The organism is Anaerosalibacter bizertensis, assembly GCF_009696605.1.
Classification (GTDB): domain Bacteria; phylum Bacillota; class Clostridia; order Tissierellales; family Sporanaerobacteraceae; genus Anaerosalibacter; species Anaerosalibacter bizertensis.
Genome location: NZ_VULR01000005.1, coordinates 87,565 through 105,635, shown reverse-complemented (window position 1 = coordinate 105,635; position 18,071 = coordinate 87,565). Strand labels below are relative to the sequence as shown.

At 29.2% G+C, this 18,071-nt stretch carries 20 protein-coding genes; 18 read left to right on the top strand and 2 right to left on the bottom strand.

Annotated elements, in window-relative coordinates; all coding sequences use genetic code 11:
• The first annotated feature begins 9 nt into the window (after window positions 1–9).
• From FYJ27_RS05090 to FYJ27_RS05075, 4 genes are all read left to right on the top strand, one after another.
• Complete coding sequence (locus FYJ27_RS05090) at window positions 10–1,311, top strand: M18 family aminopeptidase (protein ID WP_154483774.1); 1,302 nt, start codon at window positions 10–12, stop codon at window positions 1,309–1,311.
• A 37-nt stretch (window positions 1,312–1,348) separates the two neighbouring features.
• A complete protein-coding gene (locus FYJ27_RS05085) occupies window positions 1,349–2,197 on the top strand; it encodes a Cof-type HAD-IIB family hydrolase (protein ID WP_154483773.1) in 849 nt (282 codons plus the stop codon).
• Window positions 2,198–2,323: 126 nt separating this feature from the next.
• Entirely contained in the window at window positions 2,324–3,280 is a 957-nt protein-coding gene (locus FYJ27_RS05080) for a TIGR01212 family radical SAM protein (RefSeq protein WP_154483772.1), read from the top strand.
• Between the two features lie 84 nt (window positions 3,281–3,364).
• Window positions 3,365–3,790 (top strand): hypothetical protein, encoded by a 426-nt coding sequence (locus tag FYJ27_RS05075; protein ID WP_154483771.1) that lies wholly within the window; start codon window positions 3,365–3,367, stop codon window positions 3,788–3,790.
• A gap of 22 nt (window positions 3,791–3,812) precedes the next feature.
• Here the strand turns inward: FYJ27_RS05075 and FYJ27_RS05070 are convergent, their stop codons facing one another.
• Window positions 3,813–3,989, bottom strand: a complete 177-nt coding sequence (locus FYJ27_RS05070; protein WP_154483770.1) for a DUF1540 domain-containing protein — start codon at window positions 3,987–3,989, stop codon at window positions 3,813–3,815.
• A 143-nt stretch (window positions 3,990–4,132) separates the two neighbouring features.
• Between FYJ27_RS05070 and FYJ27_RS05065 the strand changes: the two genes are divergently transcribed.
• Together FYJ27_RS05065 and FYJ27_RS05060 are read left to right on the top strand one after the other, a co-directional pair.
• The gene (locus FYJ27_RS05065) at window positions 4,133–4,867 is read left to right on the top strand and encodes a pseudouridine synthase (RefSeq protein ID WP_154483769.1); all 735 of its coding nucleotides are present in this window, start codon (window positions 4,133–4,135) and stop codon (window positions 4,865–4,867) included.
• An 83-nt stretch (window positions 4,868–4,950) separates the two neighbouring features.
• The gene (locus FYJ27_RS05060; RefSeq protein WP_154483768.1) at window positions 4,951–5,502 is read left to right on the top strand and encodes a DUF6648 family protein; all 552 of its coding nucleotides are present in this window, start codon (window positions 4,951–4,953) and stop codon (window positions 5,500–5,502) included.
• Between the two features lie 36 nt (window positions 5,503–5,538).
• On the opposite strand, the gene FYJ27_RS05055 is transcribed toward FYJ27_RS05060, so the two are convergent.
• Window positions 5,539–6,057: an endolytic transglycosylase MltG gene (locus tag FYJ27_RS05055; RefSeq protein ID WP_154483767.1), complete on the bottom strand. Its 519-nt coding sequence runs from the start codon at window positions 6,055–6,057 to the stop codon at window positions 5,539–5,541.
• A gap of 123 nt (window positions 6,058–6,180) precedes the next feature.
• Between FYJ27_RS05055 and FYJ27_RS05050 the strand changes: the two genes are divergently transcribed.
• The 12 genes from FYJ27_RS05050 to FYJ27_RS04995 all read left to right on the top strand — a co-directional run bounded on the left by FYJ27_RS05050 (window position 6,181) and on the right by FYJ27_RS04995 (window position 18,061).
• Entirely contained in the window at window positions 6,181–7,149 is a 969-nt protein-coding gene (locus FYJ27_RS05050; RefSeq protein ID WP_154483766.1) for an RluA family pseudouridine synthase, read from the top strand.
• The gene (locus FYJ27_RS05045) at window positions 7,146–7,616 is read left to right on the top strand and encodes a GNAT family N-acetyltransferase (protein WP_154483765.1); all 471 of its coding nucleotides are present in this window, start codon (window positions 7,146–7,148) and stop codon (window positions 7,614–7,616) included. Before FYJ27_RS05050 ends, FYJ27_RS05045 begins: the two co-directional genes overlap by 4 nt.
• A 59-nt stretch (window positions 7,617–7,675) precedes the next feature.
• Window positions 7,676–8,104, top strand: coding sequence for a CBS domain-containing protein (locus tag FYJ27_RS05040; RefSeq protein WP_154483764.1), 429 nt, complete (start codon window positions 7,676–7,678; stop codon window positions 8,102–8,104).
• Between the two features lie 116 nt (window positions 8,105–8,220).
• Complete coding sequence (locus FYJ27_RS05035) at window positions 8,221–9,876, top strand: nucleoside kinase (RefSeq protein WP_154483763.1); 1,656 nt, start codon at window positions 8,221–8,223, stop codon at window positions 9,874–9,876.
• Window positions 9,877–9,911: 35 nt separating this feature from the next.
• A complete protein-coding gene (glsA, locus tag FYJ27_RS05030) occupies window positions 9,912–10,829 on the top strand; it encodes a glutaminase A (RefSeq protein WP_326831038.1) in 918 nt (305 codons plus the stop codon).
• A 76-nt stretch (window positions 10,830–10,905) separates the two neighbouring features.
• The gene (locus tag FYJ27_RS05025) at window positions 10,906–11,994 is read left to right on the top strand and encodes a dipeptide epimerase (protein ID WP_154483762.1); all 1,089 of its coding nucleotides are present in this window, start codon (window positions 10,906–10,908) and stop codon (window positions 11,992–11,994) included.
• A 12-nt stretch (window positions 11,995–12,006) separates the two neighbouring features.
• The gene (locus FYJ27_RS05020) at window positions 12,007–13,866 is read left to right on the top strand and encodes a sigma-54 interaction domain-containing protein (protein ID WP_154483761.1); all 1,860 of its coding nucleotides are present in this window, start codon (window positions 12,007–12,009) and stop codon (window positions 13,864–13,866) included.
• A gap of 47 nt (window positions 13,867–13,913) precedes the next feature.
• A complete protein-coding gene (locus FYJ27_RS05015; protein WP_154483760.1) occupies window positions 13,914–14,726 on the top strand; it encodes a C40 family peptidase in 813 nt (270 codons plus the stop codon).
• A 117-nt stretch (window positions 14,727–14,843) separates the two neighbouring features.
• Window positions 14,844–16,025 carry a beta-N-acetylhexosaminidase gene (nagZ, locus tag FYJ27_RS05010; protein ID WP_154483759.1) on the top strand — a complete coding sequence of 394 codons (1,182 nt, stop codon included), beginning with the start codon at window positions 14,844–14,846 and terminating at the stop codon, window positions 16,023–16,025.
• A 24-nt stretch (window positions 16,026–16,049) separates the two neighbouring features.
• A complete protein-coding gene (locus FYJ27_RS05005; RefSeq protein WP_154483758.1) occupies window positions 16,050–16,487 on the top strand; it encodes a 2-thiouracil desulfurase family protein in 438 nt (145 codons plus the stop codon).
• A 13-nt stretch (window positions 16,488–16,500) separates the two neighbouring features.
• Window positions 16,501–17,181 carry a hypothetical protein gene (locus FYJ27_RS05000; protein ID WP_154483757.1) on the top strand — a complete coding sequence of 227 codons (681 nt, stop codon included), beginning with the start codon at window positions 16,501–16,503 and terminating at the stop codon, window positions 17,179–17,181.
• A complete protein-coding gene (locus FYJ27_RS04995) occupies window positions 17,159–18,061 on the top strand; it encodes an ROK family protein (protein ID WP_154483756.1) in 903 nt (300 codons plus the stop codon). The genes FYJ27_RS05000 and FYJ27_RS04995 overlap by 23 nt, the downstream gene beginning before the upstream one ends.
• The last annotated feature ends 10 nt before the right edge of the window (window positions 18,062–18,071 follow it).

Below are 18,071 nucleotides of genomic sequence, written 5' to 3'. Positions count from 1 at the left end.
ATGATTTTTTTGACTAGAAAATTAGAATTTGCTCAGGAATTAATAGATTTTATTGACAATAGTCCAAGTGCTTTTCATGTAGTAGAAAATGTTAAAAAGGAACTTATTGAAAATGGATTTGTTGAATTAGAGCCTAGTGAAAATTGGAAGATTGAAAAGAGTGGAAAATATTTTGTAACTAAAAATGGTTCTGCTCTTATTGCTTTTGTAGTAGGAAAAGGTGATATTGAAAGTGAAGGGTTTAAACTTATAGGAGCCCACACAGATTCCCCAACTTTTAAAATAAAACCTAATCCAGAAATGGTAGAAGAAAATGCCTTTTTAAGGCTTAATACAGAAGTTTATGGAGGACCTATACTTAATACTTGGCTTGATAGACCTCTATCATTGGCAGGAAGGGTTACACTAAAAGGAGAGGATATATTCAATCCTAAATCTTATCTTATAGATATGGACAAGCCACTCATGGTTATACCAAATCTAGCTATACATATGAATAGAAAGGTAAATGAAGGTATTAAGCTAAATACTCAAAATGAAACTTTGCCTCTTGTTTCTATGATCAATGAAGAGTTTGAAAAAGATGATTTTCTAATTGGAGAAATAGCAAAAGAGCTTGATGTAAATGTAGAAGATATTTTAGATTTTGATCTATTCTTATATGAATATGAAAAAGGGAAGATAGTAGGATTAAATAATGAATTTATTTCTTGTGGGAAATTAGATGATTTGGCTATGGTCCATGCAGGGATTAAAGGACTTTTAGATTCTAAAGTGAATAATAAAACCAATGTAATGGTTTTATTCGATAATGAAGAAGTAGGAAGCACTACTAAACAGGGAGCAGCAAGTCCTATGCTACGAACTGTTTTAGAAAGAATTTGTTTATCCTTAGGAAAAAATAGAGAGGATTTTTATAGAAGTCTTTCTAATTCTTTTTTAATATCTTCTGACATGGCTCATGGAGTACATCCAAACTATAAACAAAAACAAGACCCAACTAGTAGACCAGTTATAAATGGTGGACCTGCTATAAAGTTAAGTGCAAATCAAGCTTATACTACGGATAGTATATCTTCAGCCATATATGAAAGCATATGTAAATTGGCAGAAGTACCTGTTCAAAAGTTTGTAAATAGATCTGATGAAAGAGGTGGTTCAACTATTGGACCTATATCCTCTACACAATTAGATATTCCATCTGTAGATATAGGAAATCCAATACTTAGTATGCACTCAGTAAGAGAATTAGGAGGAGTAGATGACCACTACTATGTTTACAAATCTTTTGTCCAATACTATAATTATTAAAATAGTTAAATATAAAAAGGTATATAGGGTGATGTGAATGTATAAATTAATTGCTATTGATTTAGATGGAACATTGCTTAATGATGAGAAAAAAATATCACAAGAGAATCTAGAAACTTTGAAGGAACTAATGGACAAAGGTTATGAAGTAGTTATTGCTACAGGAAGAAGGTACTGGTCTGCTAAAGAAAAAGTTAAAGATATAGATAATGAATTGGTGATACTAGCTAACAATGGAAATATAGTTAGGAGAATGAAAGATGATAAAATATTGATTAAAAAATATTTAGATATAGATGATTTTCATATCCTAGTGGCGGAAGGAAAAAAGAAGGGATTACATCCTATTGTCCATGTAGATAGATATGAGGATGGCTATGATACTATTATTGAATTGGATAAAGATGATTCTAAATATCACAATTATTTAGATGACAATCCAGATAGATTTAAAAAGGTAGAAGATTTTTTAAAAATTTCAGAACCTAAAGTTTTAGCAGTAGTATATATGGGGAGCAAGGAAGAGCTAGAAGGATTTCACTTATATTTATCGGATAAATACTTTAAAAAGTATAATTCTCATGTAATGTATAATTTAGATGGTTCTCATATGAATCAAGGGGTTGGACTTTTAGAAGTTATGAATCCCTTTGGTACAAAGTGGCTAAGCTTAGAAGAGTATGGAATAAAAAAAGGGATTTCGCCTGAAGAGATTATTGCTATAGGAGATGATAATAATGATATAGCAATGATTAAAAATGCTGGACTTGGAATAGCCATGAAAAATGCTACTGAAAAGATAAAAAAAGTTTCAGATATTATAACAGACAAAAATAATAATGAAAATGGTGTTGCTCATATTCTAAAAAGGATATTAAATCTGTAAATTATGCGTGAGTAAGAATACTATTCTTACTCACGCATAATTTTTCAGTTAGTATCTTCCTTGACTCATTATATAAGCTATAATATTATTTAGGATAGTATTTCAATATTTAAAGGATGTGGTATTTTGAGTAATATAACTGTATACAATGCTTATTCTGATTATTTAAAGGATAGATTTGGAGAAAAGGTTTATAAACTTCCTATAAAATTGCCCCTAACTTGTCCCAATAGGGATGGATGTGTTGGAGTTGGTGGATGTATATTTTGCGGAGAAGAAGGAGGTTCTTTTGAAAATTTATCTAGTGAGATTTCTGTAAAAAAACAGGTTATGAAAAACAAGGAATATATAAGTAAAAGATACAAGGCTAATAAATTTATAAGTTATTTTCAAAACTTTACTAATACTTATATGCCTATAGAAGAGTTTAAAAAGGTAGTAGAGGAATCTATAGTAGAAGATATAGTAGGCATATCTATATCTACCCGTCCAGATTCAGTTAGTGAAGAATATCTACAGTATTTATCAGAAGTTAAAGAAAGATATGATTTAGATATAACAATGGAAATAGGCCTTCAAACTGTAAACTATCATACCCTTTACAAGATAAATAGAGGACATACTTTGGCTGAATTTATAGATAGTATTTTATTATGCAAGAAGTATGGAATTAGAACTTGTGCTCATTTAATATTGAATCTACCCTGGGATGATGAAAAAGATGTAATAGAATGTGCCAAGGTTATTTCTGCTCTTAGAGTAGATGAAGTAAAACTCCATGCCCTTTATATTTTAGAAGGAACTACTTTAGGAAAAATGTATAATGAGGGAGAAATATCTATAATATCGAAAGATGAATATATAGAAAGGGTTATTCTATTTTTAGAATATCTTAATGACAATATAATTGTTCAAAGAATTATAGGTAGAGCACCAGAAGAAAATTCTTTATTTGTAAACTGGAATGAAAGCTGGTGGAAGATTAGGGACAGTATTGTAGAGGAAATGGAAAGAAGGGAAAGTTATCAGGGAAAAAATTGTGACTATTTAAATGGAAAAGCTTTAAGAAAATTTAAAAAATAATAAAAAAAATGAAGGAAAAATGATTTCTTTGTAGAAAGTATAATATACAAGTTTTTTAAATATAAGGTTGGAGGAGTGGTAGAAATGATAAAATTTATTTGTGGCACTAAAGGTACTGGTAAAACTAAACGTTTAATTGAAATGGCAAATGAGGATATGAAAACTGGGAACGGAAATATTGCATTTATTGATGTAGATGACAACCATATATTTACTCTTGATTATTCAGTGAGGTTAATAAACGCCATGGAGTTCAATATTAAAAGTATTGAATCTTTCTATGGCTTTTTATGTGGGACTATAGGCATGGATTATGATTTAGAGAAGATTTATGTAGATGGAATATATAAAATTATAGATATAGATTCAGACCAATTAAAAAGATTGGCTGAAGATTTAGAAGAGATAAGTGAAAAATTCAATACAGATTTTTATATTGGATTAGATTATACTTTGGATCAAATTCCTGAAGAATTGAAAGGAAAAGCTGAAGTATTAGAGGCAAAATAAGGCAGGTATTACCTGCCTTATTTTATCCCCTAGTAGTTGGTGAAAATGTAGCACAATCTGTTTCTTCTGTAGAAGTAGCATTTCTAGGTTGAATTTCTATAGCTTCTGCAGTACAATAATCTCCTTGTTCATGATATTGACAAGTATTAACAACACATTTAACTCCATCTAATGGAGCATCAGTTTTATCTACTCTCATAATATTCTCCTTTCTTTCTATATTAGTAAAAAAGGTATATGATTATTTTATCTTTTTTCATATAAATTATTCTTAACTAATATTTAGGGATAAATAATAAAATAGTGTATAATATTAATATAGTATATATTAAGGAGGCTTATATGGTAAAAAAAGAACGATTAGATAAAATACTTTCTAATATGGGATATGGAAGTAGAAAGGAAATAAAGCAATACATAAAAGAAGGTAGAGTGGTAGTTAATGATGAAGTTATAAAAAACAATTCAATTAAAGTTGATCCATACGAAGATGAAATAAGTATAAATGGAGAAGTAGTAGAATATAAAAAATATATTTATCTAATAATGAATAAACCTAAAGGAGTGATTTCTTCTACAAGGGCTCCTTTTTCTAGTACGGTACTAGATTTATTAGATGAAGAATATTTGTCATTTGAACCTCATCCTGTAGGAAGATTGGATAAAGATACAGAAGGACTTTTGTTATTTACTAATGATGGAAAACTTACCCATAGGTTATTGTCTCCGAAGAAAGGGGTAAATAAAAAATATTATGTAGAGATAGATGGCTATGTAGATAATAGATATATTGATTCATTTAAAGAGGGGATAGTTTTAGACGATGGATATAAGACTATGCCTTCTAAACTTGAAATAATTGAGTCAAATTATATATCTAAAGTACATTTAACTATAATGGAAGGAAAGTTCCATCAAGTAAAAAGAATGTTTCAATCCATAGGTATGGAAGTTTTATATTTAAAAAGGATTTCTATGGGAACTATAAAATTAGATGAAAATCTTCTTCCAGGAGAGTATAGAGAATTAACTACAGAAGAAGTTGAAGAATTAAAAAACAATAGTAAAAAATATTAATATATAAATTAACAAAATTTTAAAATTAATGATATAATATAATTAATAATTGAGAAATATGATATTAGATAGGGTGTTTTAAATTGGCTTATTGTGAAAAAGAAAGTCTATTCAATACCTTTTTTAGCCATAGGAATTCTCTTATTATCCAATATAAGAATGGTGATATAAGTAAAAGAGAGTTTTTAGAAGGTAATTTTGATTTTGTTGAACAAATGAATGTAAAGCCCTTCTCTCGAATAGATAGTTATGAAAAAGGTATGTATAATTATCAGTATTATAATGTATTGGCTAAATATTATACTATGCTTGCTAAAGATATGAAAAGACAAGGACAGCATGACAAATATTATATATACTATTTAAATGAAGGCAATTATTATTATGGAGAAAAAGATAGAGCTACTTTACAACTATTAAAGTTTTTAAATTTCAAAAATATAGAGGCTTATTTTATAAAAGTTGAATCTAAATTTTTAAAGAATAAGCTTTATGAAATAGTTTTAAAAGATTATGAATATGCTATTTTCCATTCTAAAAGCCTATGGTTATTGAAGATTTTAAGAGAAGAAGGAGTATTTATTGAGAAAAAAAGGGTTTCATTAATAGATGAATACATAAATGAAACTTATTAAAAGAGAAAAAAATAGTAGCCCCAGGCTACTATTTTTTTATTTGCTTAATTTTTTAATAATATCTTCCATAGAACTAGGTTTGGCTATTTCATACTCTCCGTACTTTAATTCTGTTTCTAAATTCATTTCTTTGACTTTTGCCATAAATTCAGATTCGTCTTTTATAAGGCCATCTTTTTTCAAAATCTCAGCAACATTTTCAGAAACAGAACCTTTAGGAATACTAACTTTCACTATTTCTTCCTTTTTAGATTTATCGTTATTCTTATCATTTTCTTTTTTATTGTCTTTCTTTGCTGCAGCATCTGAGTTGTTATTATCTTTTTTTGTTTCAGCAGTTGACTTGTTGCTGCTTGTATTATTTCTACTAGCTATTTTCTTATCTTTAGAAGACTCTATTTCTTTACCTACAGGAGCGTCTTTTATGCTATCGTCAAATAGCACATCTAGTCGCCAACCTATGATGCCTACAACTGCTAATATAATGACTCCCATTAGTATGTAGTCAATAGCATCGTAAAAGAAATCTTTTAGCTTCTCGCTAAATTTTTCCACTTTTCTTCACCTCTTTTTTCTATAAACATAATAGATAAATAGAGTAGAGTTTTTACTAAGGTTTTGTGTATAATGTTATTATAACATAATAAAAAAAAATAGAAAGAAAAAAGGTGAAAAAATTTGAGGGAATTAATTGTAAATGAAAATGATAGTGATCAAAGAATTGATAAATTCTTAAAAAAATACCTATCTAAGGCGCCACATAGCTTTATACATAAAATGCTTAGAAAAAAAAGAATAAAGCTTAATAATAAAAAAGCAAAGCCTGAGGATACTATTTTAGAAGGAGATAAGATTCAATTTTATATTGCTGATGAAACTTTAGATAAATTTATTGAAGAGAAAGAAGCTGTTAATATATATTTGCCACTTCCTGAAATTATATATGAAGATAAAAATATTATACTAATGAATAAACCTAAAGGAGTATTGTCCCATTCGGCCAATAAAAACAATAGTAATAATATAGTTGATAGTATGATAAGTTATCTATATAGAAATGGGGAATATGATCCAGCTGAAGAGAAAACCTTTAAGCCTTCTATTTGTAATAGATTAGATAGAAATACTAGTGGTATTATAATAGGGGCTAAAAATTATGAAGCTTTAAAAGATATAAATGAAGCTATAAAAAATAGGAATATAAAGAAATATTACAAAACTATGGTAAAGGGTAAAATAAATAAAGATATTTTATTAAAAGGCTATTTAGAAAAAGATGAAGAAACTAATAAGGTAAAAATAATTAATCAAAAGACTAAATCAGGGAAGGAAGTATATACTAAAATAAAAGTATTAAATAAAAATGAAGACTATTCTCTATTGGAGATTGACTTAATTACTGGCAGATCCCATCAAATTAGAGCACATTTATTATCTATTGGTCATCCAGTTATAGGGGATATAAAGTATGGGGATAAAAGAATTAATAGGAAATTTAAAGAAAAATATGGTTTAGAGAGTCAGTTTTTACATGCTTATAAGATAGGATTTAATGGATTAGTATCTTTAAAGTATTTGAATGGAAAAGAGTTTATTGCCAATGCTCCTTCAATTTTAGAACAAATCGAAAAGGATGAGTTTAAATGATAATAAAAAAAGCTAATATTAAAGATATAGATTGTCTAGTTGAAATGTGGGGAAAGTTATCAGATTATCATATAGGATTTAAAGACTATTTGTCTCCATCAGAACATTGGAGACAAATAATGATTAATATGTTTATAGATGATTTAAATAGGGATGATAAAATAATTTTTATAGCTAAAAAATCCGATGAAACAGTTGGTTTTATAAGATGTGAGTTGAGGGTAAGCTCGGAAATATTTTCTACAAAGATTTTAGGCTATATAAGTGATTTATATGTAGAGGAAAAATATAGAGGAACAGATGTAGCAGAAAGCTTATTTAAAGAAGGCACAGATTGGTTTAGATTAAAGGGAATCTATGATATAAGACTAAATGTAAATTCAGAAAATACAAGAGCAGTAGGTTTTTATGAAAAAATTGGTTTTGAAGAATTAAATAAAACTTTAGGATTAAAGTTAAAGTATTAAAAAAAGCAAACTACATATCCTAATATTGAATTATTATAATTAAAAAAGGAGATGGTAGTTTGAAAGTCAGAGATGCAATGACTAAAGAAGTAAAAGTTGCAAGGGAAGATAGTACAATAGAATATGTAGCTAATGAAATGAAGAATTTAAATATTGGAAGCATACCTGTTTGTGACATTAATAATAAGCTTTTAGGCATTGTGACAGATAGAGATATTGTAGTGAGAGGTTTGTCCCAAGGAAAGGGAGGAAATTACACAATAAAAGATGTAATGACTACAAATCCAGTTTCAGTTTCACCGGAGACTAGTATTCACGAAGCTACAGATATTATGTCACAAAATCAAATACGACGTTTGCCAGTAGTAGATAATGGAACTTTAGTAGGAATACTTGCCATAGGAGATGTGGCAGTAAGAGATAATTTTATAGATCAAGCAGGAGATGCTTTATCTAGTATATCAGAACCAAGTAAGCCCAGTATGTAAGAAAATAGCGGAGAAGTCTCCGCTATTTTTTATACTTTTTCCATGCTAAGTAGTTTATTATTGCATATTAATATATAATAGAAGTAGTAAAAAGCAAAGTATTGGGGGGAACAAGCATGGAAAAGATAAAATTACTTATAGAAGGAAAAGGAGAAGTATCAGTTGACAAAGGCTCAACTTTGGAAAAAGTGGCAAAGCTGGTATATGGAGAAGAATATAAAAAATATTTAGGGGCTAGGATAGATAATGAAATTTTTCTTTTGACAGATAAAATAGAAGATGGGAAGAAAATAAAATTTTTAGATATTAGTGATAGAGATGGACATAAAATATATATAAGAACTTTAAGTGTTATATATATAAAGGCATGTGAAGAATTATTTCCAGGTTGCAATGTAAACATTGAACATTCTTTGGGTGAGGGTCTTTATACAGAAATAAAAAAAGGTAAAGCTATAAATTTTAAGGAAATAAATAAGATAAAAGAAAAAATGGAAGAGATAATAAAAGAGGACAAACCTATTCTAAGGGAAAAAATAAAAAGAGAAGAGGCAATTAAATTATTTGAAGAAAAAGGATATATAGATAAGGTAAATCTTTATAAACATGTAGATAAAGAAGAGATTCATATATATAGAATAGATGATCATATTGATAGTTTCTATGGATATCTTGCTCCATCTACTGGATATGTTCAAGTTTTTGATTTGAAATATTATTATCCTGGAGCCATATTACTTCCACCATCTGAAAACAATGGTTTTACAGTTCCGGAGTTTGTAGAACAAAGGCAATTGGCTAAGGTTTTTAAAGAGACAGAAGATTGGGTGGATATTTTAGACTTAGGATATTTGGGAACTTTAAATGATACAATAGTAGACGGTTCTGTAGATGAGGTTATAAGGGTATCAGAAGCTTTACATGAGAAGAAAATTGCTAATATAGCAGATGAAATCTGTGAAGATGACAATATAAATCTTATATTGATAGCTGGACCTTCTTCTTCAGGAAAGACTACTTTTGCTCATAGATTAGCAGTACAACTTAAAGTAAATGGAAAGAGGCCAATATCCATATCTGTAGATGACTATTTTGTAAATAGAGAAGATACGCCTAGAAATGAATTTGGAGAATATGATTTTGAAGCTTTAGAAGCTATTGATATAAAACTTTTTAATGAAGATTTAATTAAATTATTAGAAGGAGAAGAGGTAGAATTACCAAAATTCAATTTTGTAAAAGGAGTCAGAGAACCTTCAGGGAAAATTGTAAAGGTTGATGAAGAACATCCTATAATAGTTGAAGGTATTCACTGTTTAAATTCTAAGCTTACTAGAGACATACCAGAGAAAAACAAATTTAAGATATATGTAAGCGCTTTAACCCAATTAAATGTAGATGCCCATAATAGAATACCTACTACTGATACTAGGCTTATTAGGAGAATAGTAAGGGATAACAAGTATAGAGGAAATGACGTAAAGAGAACTTTTAAATTGTGGGAACTAGTTAGAAAAGGGGAGGAAGAAAACATATTTCCTTATCAAGAAGAAGCAGATATAATGTTTAATTCTTCACTGGTTTATGAATTATCTGTTTTAAAAAAATATATAGAACCTCAATTAAAGACTATAGATAAAAATAGTGAGTACTATTCTGAATCCAAAAGACTTCTAAAGTTCTTAGAGTACTTTAAAGATATAGAAGATGAATCTATTATACCTCCTACATCAATTCTTCGAGAATTTATTGGAGGAAGTTGTTTTAAATAAAACTTATTTTATAATCCTATGAGGGGTGTGGTTTTGTGAAAAGGTTATTAGATGAATTGGTTGAAAAAAATAGACATCTGGCTAATAAGGGAAGGGTTGCAGACTATATTCCAGCACTAAAAAAAGCGAACCCAGAAGATTTAGGAATTTGTATTATAGACATGAAGGGAAAAACATATACTTCAGGAGATTACAAAACTAAATTTACAATTCAAAGTATATCTAAAACTATATCACTTATGTTGGCGATTATGGACAATGGAGCTGAAGAAGTATTCAAAAAAGTAGGAATGGAGCCTACTGGAGATGCTTTTAATTCTATGTATAAATTAGAAACTGAAGGAGTATCTAAGCCTTTAAATCCAATGATAAATGCTGGAGCTATAGCTATTGCTTCTCTTATTAAAGGGGAGAATTCTGAAGAAAAATTTGTAAGACTTTTAAATCTTTTTAGGAAAATAACTTGTAATGAAAAATTAGACTTAAATGAAGAAGTATATATATCTGAAAAAAGAACAGGACATAAAAATAGAGCGATGGCTTATCTACTAAAAGACATGGGAGTATTAAAAGGAGATGTAGAAGAAGTACTAGATGTTTATTTTAAACAGTGTTCTATTGAAGTAGATTGTATAGATATAGCAAATATAGGACTTTTTTTAGCAAATAGAGGAAAAATTTTAACAACAGGTGAAGTGGTTACTACAGATCATATTGCTAGAATTGTTAAAACCTTTATGGTGACTTGTGGAATGTATAACTCTAGTGGAGAGTTTGCTATACGTGTAGGTATACCGGCTAAAAGTGGAGTTGCAGGTGGGATAATGGCCTCTGTACCTCATAGAATGGGTGTTGGAATATATGGTCCAGCCTTAGACGAAAAAGGGAATTCAGTTGCAGGCTATGGTTTAATAGAGGATTTATCTAGGAAGTTAAATTTGAGTATATTTTGAAAAAATTAACTTTGGTTGTTGTACAATAAATTTAAGATGGTATAATTTATTTAATAATATATAGAGGAGGATTTTAATGAAGATCTGTAATATCCAAGTAGGGGAAATTAAAATACCTTTGAAAAAACCTTTTAAAACGGCTTTAAGAGAAGTATATACTTTGGAAAATGTAGTAGTTAAAATCGAGACTGACACTGGAAATGTAGGATATGGAGAAGCAGCTATAACTCCAGTAATAACAGGAGATACTATGGGCTCTATTAAGTGGGCGATTATGGAACATATAAGGCCAGTGATTATAGGAATGGATGTAGAAAATATTGAAGAGATAATGAATAGAATAGACAGTTCTCTAGTAGGCAACTCAAGTCCTAAGGCAGCAGTAGATATGGCTATATATGATTTATATGGACAACTATATAATGCACCTGTGTATAAATTGTTAGGAGGATATAGAAAGAAAATAACTACAGATATAACTGTAAGTGTAAATGATCCGGATGAAATGGCTGAAGATAGTATAGAGGCCATTGAAAAAGGATATGAAACTATTAAGGTAAAAGTAGGCAAAGATTGGAAGGTAGATCTTTTAAGACTTGAAACCATAAGAGAAGCAGTGGGAAATGGAATAGATATAAGAATAGATGCAAATCAAGGCTGGACTCCAAAAGAAGCGGTGAAGGTTTTAAAGATTATGGAAGATAGAGGCCTTAATATAGAACTAGTAGAACAACCTGTAAAAGCTCATGATATTGAAGGTCTTAAATATGTAACGGACAATATAGAAACTCCAGTTATGGCCGATGAAAGTGTATTTTCACCAAAGGATGCATTAAATATAATTACAAATAGAGCAGTTGATTTAATAAATATTAAGCTAATGAAAACTGGTGGAATTCACAATGCATTAAAAATATGTGATATGGCTGAAATCTATGGTGTAGAATGTATGCTTGGATGTATGATGGAAAGTAAAATAGGACTTACAGCAGCTAGTCATTTAGCAGGAGCAAAAAGCATTATAACTAAATTTGATTTAGATGCTCCTAATCTATGTGCAGAGGATCCAGTAAATGGAGGGGCGGTTTATGAAGAGTCATTAATAAGATTAGATAATAGTCCAGGATTTGGTTTTAAAGATATAGGCAATCTTATTTATGATTAAAGGGTGATATAGATGCTTAATGAAAATGGTTATGTAGAAATGTTTACTAATATGATGTCTGAAGGATTTATAGTTATAGATAGCCAGGGAACTATACAAGTCTATAATAATAAGGCTAAAGATATATTTGGTATTTCTCATAATCAACAAATAAGTCATGAAGCCGGCCAAATAAAAAATGGGGACATAGTTATAATTGGAGATAATGCCATAGGAAAAGATGACGGAAATCTTAACTCTTCTTCCCTAAAGTATATAGGAATAGACGATGAAAACATAAAAAAAGGTGATGCAATAATTGCCATAGGAGTATATAATGTTGAAGGAATAAAACCAGTATATTTATATCAAAAAAGCAAAGATATGACAGATACTCTTAAAATGGAGACAAGCTTTTTAGGCATAGATATAGGGGTAGTAATAGATTTTATAAATAAGATAATAACCATTGAAGTAGATAAACAAAAATATACAATGGCCTATATAAACTATATAGGCCATATGGTTGTATTGGATGCAAAAACCAGTAAAATAAAATTTTACCAATCCCAAGGTTATACAGCAAAAGGTGAAAGTATAAATGAAATATTGAAAGGAAAAGAGTATAGAGCAAAAGGTGAAAATTCGGAATTATTAAATGTTATAGGGAAGAATATATTTGAAATTCATAAATCTGGTTCTACAATTAAAGAATTCTATGAAGTTGCAAAAGGAAAAAATATAAGTTATGTAGATGAGTTCAAGGAAATAAATGGATTTCCTACTATGTGTACATTACTCCCTGTAAATAGTCAAAAAAGAAGGATAGGAGCGGCATTAAAAGTAGAGGATATATCTGAAATAAAAAGGGTTTTAAGAGAAAGGGACGAGGCCTTATCAAACCTTGAAAAAATAGAAAAAAGATTGGATGAAGAAAGAGAGATCATAGAAGCTTTTCCAAATATAATCGGGGAAAGCAAGGAAATGAATTATGTAAAAAAGCTAGCTTTAAAAGCGGCTAAAACTAATTCTACTGTCCTTATACAAGGAGAAAGTGGTACAGGTAAAAACCTTTTAGCAAAAGCTATACATGAAAATGGTCCCAAAAAGGATAACCCTTTTATTCATGTTAATTGTGGAGCAATTCCAGAAAGTCTTCTTGAATCAGAGTTATTTGGATATGAAAAAGGTGCTTTTACAGGTGCTAGTAGTTCTGGTAAAAAAGGTTTTTTCGAATTAGCCAATGGTGGAACGATCTTTCTTGATGAAATAGGAGAAATATCATCTAATTTGCAAGTAAAACTTTTACAAGTCCTTCAAGATAAAAGTTTTTATAAAGTAGGGGGACAGAAGAAGATTGAAGTAGATTTAAGGATTATAGCAGCTACTAATAAAAATTTAGAAGAAGAGATGATAGAAGGAAGATTTAGAGAAGATCTATATTATAGAATAAATGTTTTTCCTATTTGGATACCTTCTCTAAGAGAGAGGAAGGAAGATATATATCCATTAGTAGAGAATATATTGCCTAAAGTATGTGAAAAAGTAGGTTGTGAAAATAAGAGGATATCAGCAGAGGCTTTAAACCTCTTGTTAAGATATGATTGGCCAGGAAATGTAAGAGAACTTGAAAATATATTGGAAAGGGCTGCAAATCTGTCAGAAGGGAATACAATTTTATCAAAAAATCTAACTATAAAAGTAGCAGATGAGAACAAGTATTTAGATGAAGAAATATTGCCTTTGAGAGAAGCTACCCGAAATTTTGAGAAAAAAATAATTAAAAAGGTTTTAGAGTATTACAAAGGAGATAAGAAAAAATCAATGAAAGCTTTAGATATAAGTAAAACTACATTTTATGAAAAAATAAAGAGATATAACATAAATATTTAGTATAAAAATATAAGTAAAACTATTTGAACATTGGGAGGCTATAAATCATGTTTAAATATGGAATTGCAAAATATGGAGTAGTACCTATAAAAAGTAAGCCAGATATGAAATCAGAGTTAGCTGATGAGATTTTATTTGGAATGACAGTAAAACTTTTGGAAGAAAAGGACAATGGTTGGTACTATATTGAAACTAGCTATAATTACAATGGTTATATAAATGAAAGTGATCTATATTTATATGGGAAAGAAGGATTAGAATGGGATGGACAGGCAGATCAAGTTATTAATTGGAAAGTAGTAGATGTACTTAAAGAACCAAAGTATCAAAGCTATTCTATAAAACAGTTGACAAAAGGCTCTATAGTCAAACTTTCTGGAAAAGAAACAGAAGACTGGCAGGAAATAATATTTCCTGATGGAGAAAAAGGTTGGATTAGGAAGGAATGGATAACCTATAGAATAAGGAATGGTAAAAATATAGACGAAGAAACTTTTAGGAAAAATGTGGTACATACTGCTCTATCCTATTTAGGGACCCAATATAGATGGGGAGGTAAAAGTCCATTGGGCATAGATTGTTCTGGACTTTGTTCTATTTCTTATTTTATAAATGGCATTATTATATATAGGGATGCTGAGATAAAAGAAGGATATAATGTAAGAAGAATCAGTATAGAAGATATTAAACCTGGTGATTTAATATATTATCCAGGACATATAACTATGTATATAGGGGAAGGAAAATATGTACACTCAACAGGTTCTTCTGGAGGGGTTGTTATAAATAGTTTAAATCCAGAAGATGAAGATTATAGAGAAGACTTAGCAGATATTAAGGAAGTAGGAAGTATATTTTAAATAAAAGGGTGAGCTGGAAGTATTGCTCATCCTTTTATTTATTACTTATAAAATAGGGAGAAATGACAATACTTTGTAATAGGTTCTAAGTGGATTTAAAAGGAAGGGTTGATAACAATGAAAAAAAAGACTAGATTTTTTATAGGCATATTGCTATGCATATTATTTCTCTCTAGTTGTGTAGATAAAAATAAAGAAAAAGTGAAAGTAGATCCTGAAGTAGATTCTATAGAGGAGAAGGTTAAGGGTATGAGTCTTGAGGAAAAGATAGGGCAATTATTTATTGTAGGATTTAGTGGGGAAGAAATAGATAAAGATATAGAATATATGATTAAAAATTATTATGTAGGAGGATTTATATTATTTCAAGAGAATATAAAAAGTATAGATCAAACTTTAAATTTAATTAATTCACTAAAGAAGGCCAATGAGAACAATAATATCCCATTATTTATATCTACCGATGAAGAAGGAGGCAAGGTTACAAGGGTATCTAATTTATTTGGAAGTATACCAGGTAGTAGAGAAATTGGTGAGATAGACAATGAAGAATATTCTTTTAAAATAGGAGATATTATTGGATATAGGCTTAAATCTATTGGATTTAATTTGGATTTTGCTCCTGTATTAGATATTAATTCAAATCCTAAAAATACAGTTATTGGAGCTAGATCTTATGGAAGGACTAAAGATATAGTATCGAAACATGGGATTCAAGTTATGAAGGGAATAAAATCGAATAATGTTATTCCTACAATAAAACATTTTCCAGGTCATGGAGATACTTTTATAGATTCTCATTTAGATCTTCCAGTAGTTAATAAAGACTTAGAAGAACTTAAAAAGATGGAACTAATGCCTTTTAAAGAAGCTATAGATATGGGAGCAGATATGGTAATGGTAGGACATATGTTATTTCCTAAAATAGATAGTGAAAATCCTGCTACTTTTTCTAAAGAGATAATTACAAATCTATTAAGAAAAGATTTAAATTATGATAAAGTAATAATAACAGATGATATGACTATGGGGGCCATTACAAAAAACTATGATATAGAAAAAGCAGCTATTAAATCTTTAAAAGCAGGAACAGATATAATACTTATTTGTCACAACTATGAAGATCAAGTAAAAGTTATTGAGTCTATAAAGGAAGCTGTTAAATCAGGAGAGATTTTAGAAAAAGAAATAGATGAAAAAGTCTATAGAATAGTTAAGTTAAAAGAAGAATATGGCTTAAAGGATGAGATTATTGAGTCTATTAATATAGAAGAAATAGAGAAAAAAATGAATAATTAAAAAACATTAGAAAAAGGTGATAGTATGTATATTGTAAGTGCTTGTCTTGCAGGAATTAAATGTAGGTATGATGGGAAAGACAATGAAAATAATGATATAATAAAACTTGTAAAAGAAGGAAAAGCTATTCCAGTTTGTCCTGAAGTTTTAGGAGGACTTCCAATTCCAAGGGTTCCCTGTGAAATAATAGAAGATAAAAGTGGGAAATTAAAGGTTATAAATAAAGAAGGGAAAGATTGTACTTTAGAATTTTTACAAGGAGCTCAGAAAGCTTTGGCTATAGCAGAAGTAGTAGGAGCAGATACAGCTATATTAAAATCAAAAAGTCCATCTTGTGGATGTGGAAAAATATATGATGGAAAATTCAATGGAAACCTTGTTGATGGTGATGGAATTACAACAAGACTTTTTAAGGAAAATGGAATAAAGGTATATACGGAAAACAATTTTACTTTAGATTAGGAGAGTGTTTCTATTGGAGATACAGAAAATAGAAAAGTTGGCAACTGATGAAATTATGTCTTTTGCTGAATTAAAAGAGGATATTTATTTTAATAAAATAGCTGCTAATAAAATTAAATATTATATTGAGGAGTCTATTAAAATAGGAGAAGATATAGCAGAAGATACTTTGTCTAAATACAAAGGCAAGAATATTAAAGAAATTTATGAAGAAAAAAATATTGAAATTCAGCTGACAAAGGAAGAGCTTAAAAATCAAATAGTAAAATTAAGAGCAAAATATGATGTAGTTGATGAGAATATGCTTATATATTACTGGTCTGTAAAGGATATGGAAAAAAAGTTTAATAAATTAAAATTGGACAAGATGTTTAACTATGAAAAAATTATAGAAATACAATTGGCCCATGAACTATTTCACTATCTAGAAACTGAAGAAATAGGTAATACCCATGAGAAATTAGAAGAAGTACCAGTATTTAAAATAGGTCCTATTAAAAAGACTAATCCTATTAAAAAAACTAGTGATATAGCGGCCCATATATTTTGTAAGAAGATATTGGACTTGCCTTACCATCCTAAAATAATGGATTACTACTATTTAGTAGGTAGGGATTATATAGATATTAAATTTTTAGAAGATTATTTTATAGAATTGAAGGAGGATTTAAATGTCGAAGGTTATAGGGATTGATTTAGGAGGAACCAAGATAAACGGAGGCATTGTAGATGAAGAAGGAAATATTTTAAAGAAAATAAGAATAGATACTGAATCTAAAAGTGGTAGAGAAGTTGTATTAAATAATATTAAGTATGTAATAAGAGAACTAATGAAAGATGAAAAAATAGAAGGTATAGGATTAGGTTCTCCAGGTTTTATAGATACAGACAATGGGAGAGTTGTTTATAATGGAGGAAATATAGATAATTGGGCAGGAGTTCATATAAAGGAAGAGCTTACTAAAGAGTTTGGAGACATACCTATTTCTATAGAAAATGATGCTAATGTAGCCCTTATATGTGAAGAATGGGTTGGTGCAGGTAGAAACTTAGATACTATTGTTATGATTACATTGGGAACAGGGGTAGGAGGAGGAATTTGGTCTAAAAAGCAAGGGATTTGGCATGGAAATAACTATCAAGGAGCTGAACTAGGCCATTCTATTCTATATCCAATGGGAAGAAAATGTAATTGTGGTCAGAATGGTTGCGCAGAACAATATATTTCTGGAACAGGAATAGAAAAAAACTATTTTGAGAAAACAGGAGAACAATTAAAAGGAGAAGAAATTTTTAGAAATAGGAAAGATAATAAGATATGTAATGAAGTAGTAGAGAGATTTGTTAGAGAGTTATCTACATTTTTAATTTCCATAAAAAATATATTTGATCCAGAAGGATTGATAGTAGGTGGAGGAGTAATAAACTCTAAAGAATATTGGTGGAAAGACATGATAGATTGTTATAATTCAATCTGTAACAATCCTATAGGAATGAAGATTTTACCAGCAGAATATTTAAATGATGCTGGGGTAATAGGTGCAGGAAAATTAGCCTTTGATAATATTTTATAACCTACAGTTG

Coding starts and splice junctions, on each gene's coding strand:
- FYJ27_RS05045 (WP_154483765.1), top strand. CDS start 7,146: ATGATAATAAAAAAAGCTAATATTAAAGATATAGATTGTCTAGTTGAA.
- FYJ27_RS05025 (WP_154483762.1), top strand. CDS start 10,906: ATGAAGATCTGTAATATCCAAGTAGGGGAAATTAAAATACCTTTGAAA.
- nagZ (WP_154483759.1), top strand. CDS start 14,844: ATGAAAAAAAAGACTAGATTTTTTATAGGCATATTGCTATGCATATTA.
- FYJ27_RS05015 (WP_154483760.1), top strand. CDS start 13,914: ATGTTTAAATATGGAATTGCAAAATATGGAGTAGTACCTATAAAAAGT.
- FYJ27_RS05065 (WP_154483769.1), top strand. CDS start 4,133: ATGGTAAAAAAAGAACGATTAGATAAAATACTTTCTAATATGGGATAT.
- FYJ27_RS04995 (WP_154483756.1), top strand. CDS start 17,159: ATGTCGAAGGTTATAGGGATTGATTTAGGAGGAACCAAGATAAACGGA.
- FYJ27_RS05085 (WP_154483773.1), top strand. CDS start 1,349: ATGTATAAATTAATTGCTATTGATTTAGATGGAACATTGCTTAATGAT.
- FYJ27_RS05070 (WP_154483770.1), bottom strand. CDS start 3,989: ATGAGAGTAGATAAAACTGATGCTCCATTAGATGGAGTTAAATGTGTT.
- FYJ27_RS05035 (WP_154483763.1), top strand. CDS start 8,221: ATGGAAAAGATAAAATTACTTATAGAAGGAAAAGGAGAAGTATCAGTT.
- FYJ27_RS05020 (WP_154483761.1), top strand. CDS start 12,007: ATGCTTAATGAAAATGGTTATGTAGAAATGTTTACTAATATGATGTCT.
- FYJ27_RS05005 (WP_154483758.1), top strand. CDS start 16,050: ATGTATATTGTAAGTGCTTGTCTTGCAGGAATTAAATGTAGGTATGAT.
- FYJ27_RS05075 (WP_154483771.1), top strand. CDS start 3,365: ATGATAAAATTTATTTGTGGCACTAAAGGTACTGGTAAAACTAAACGT.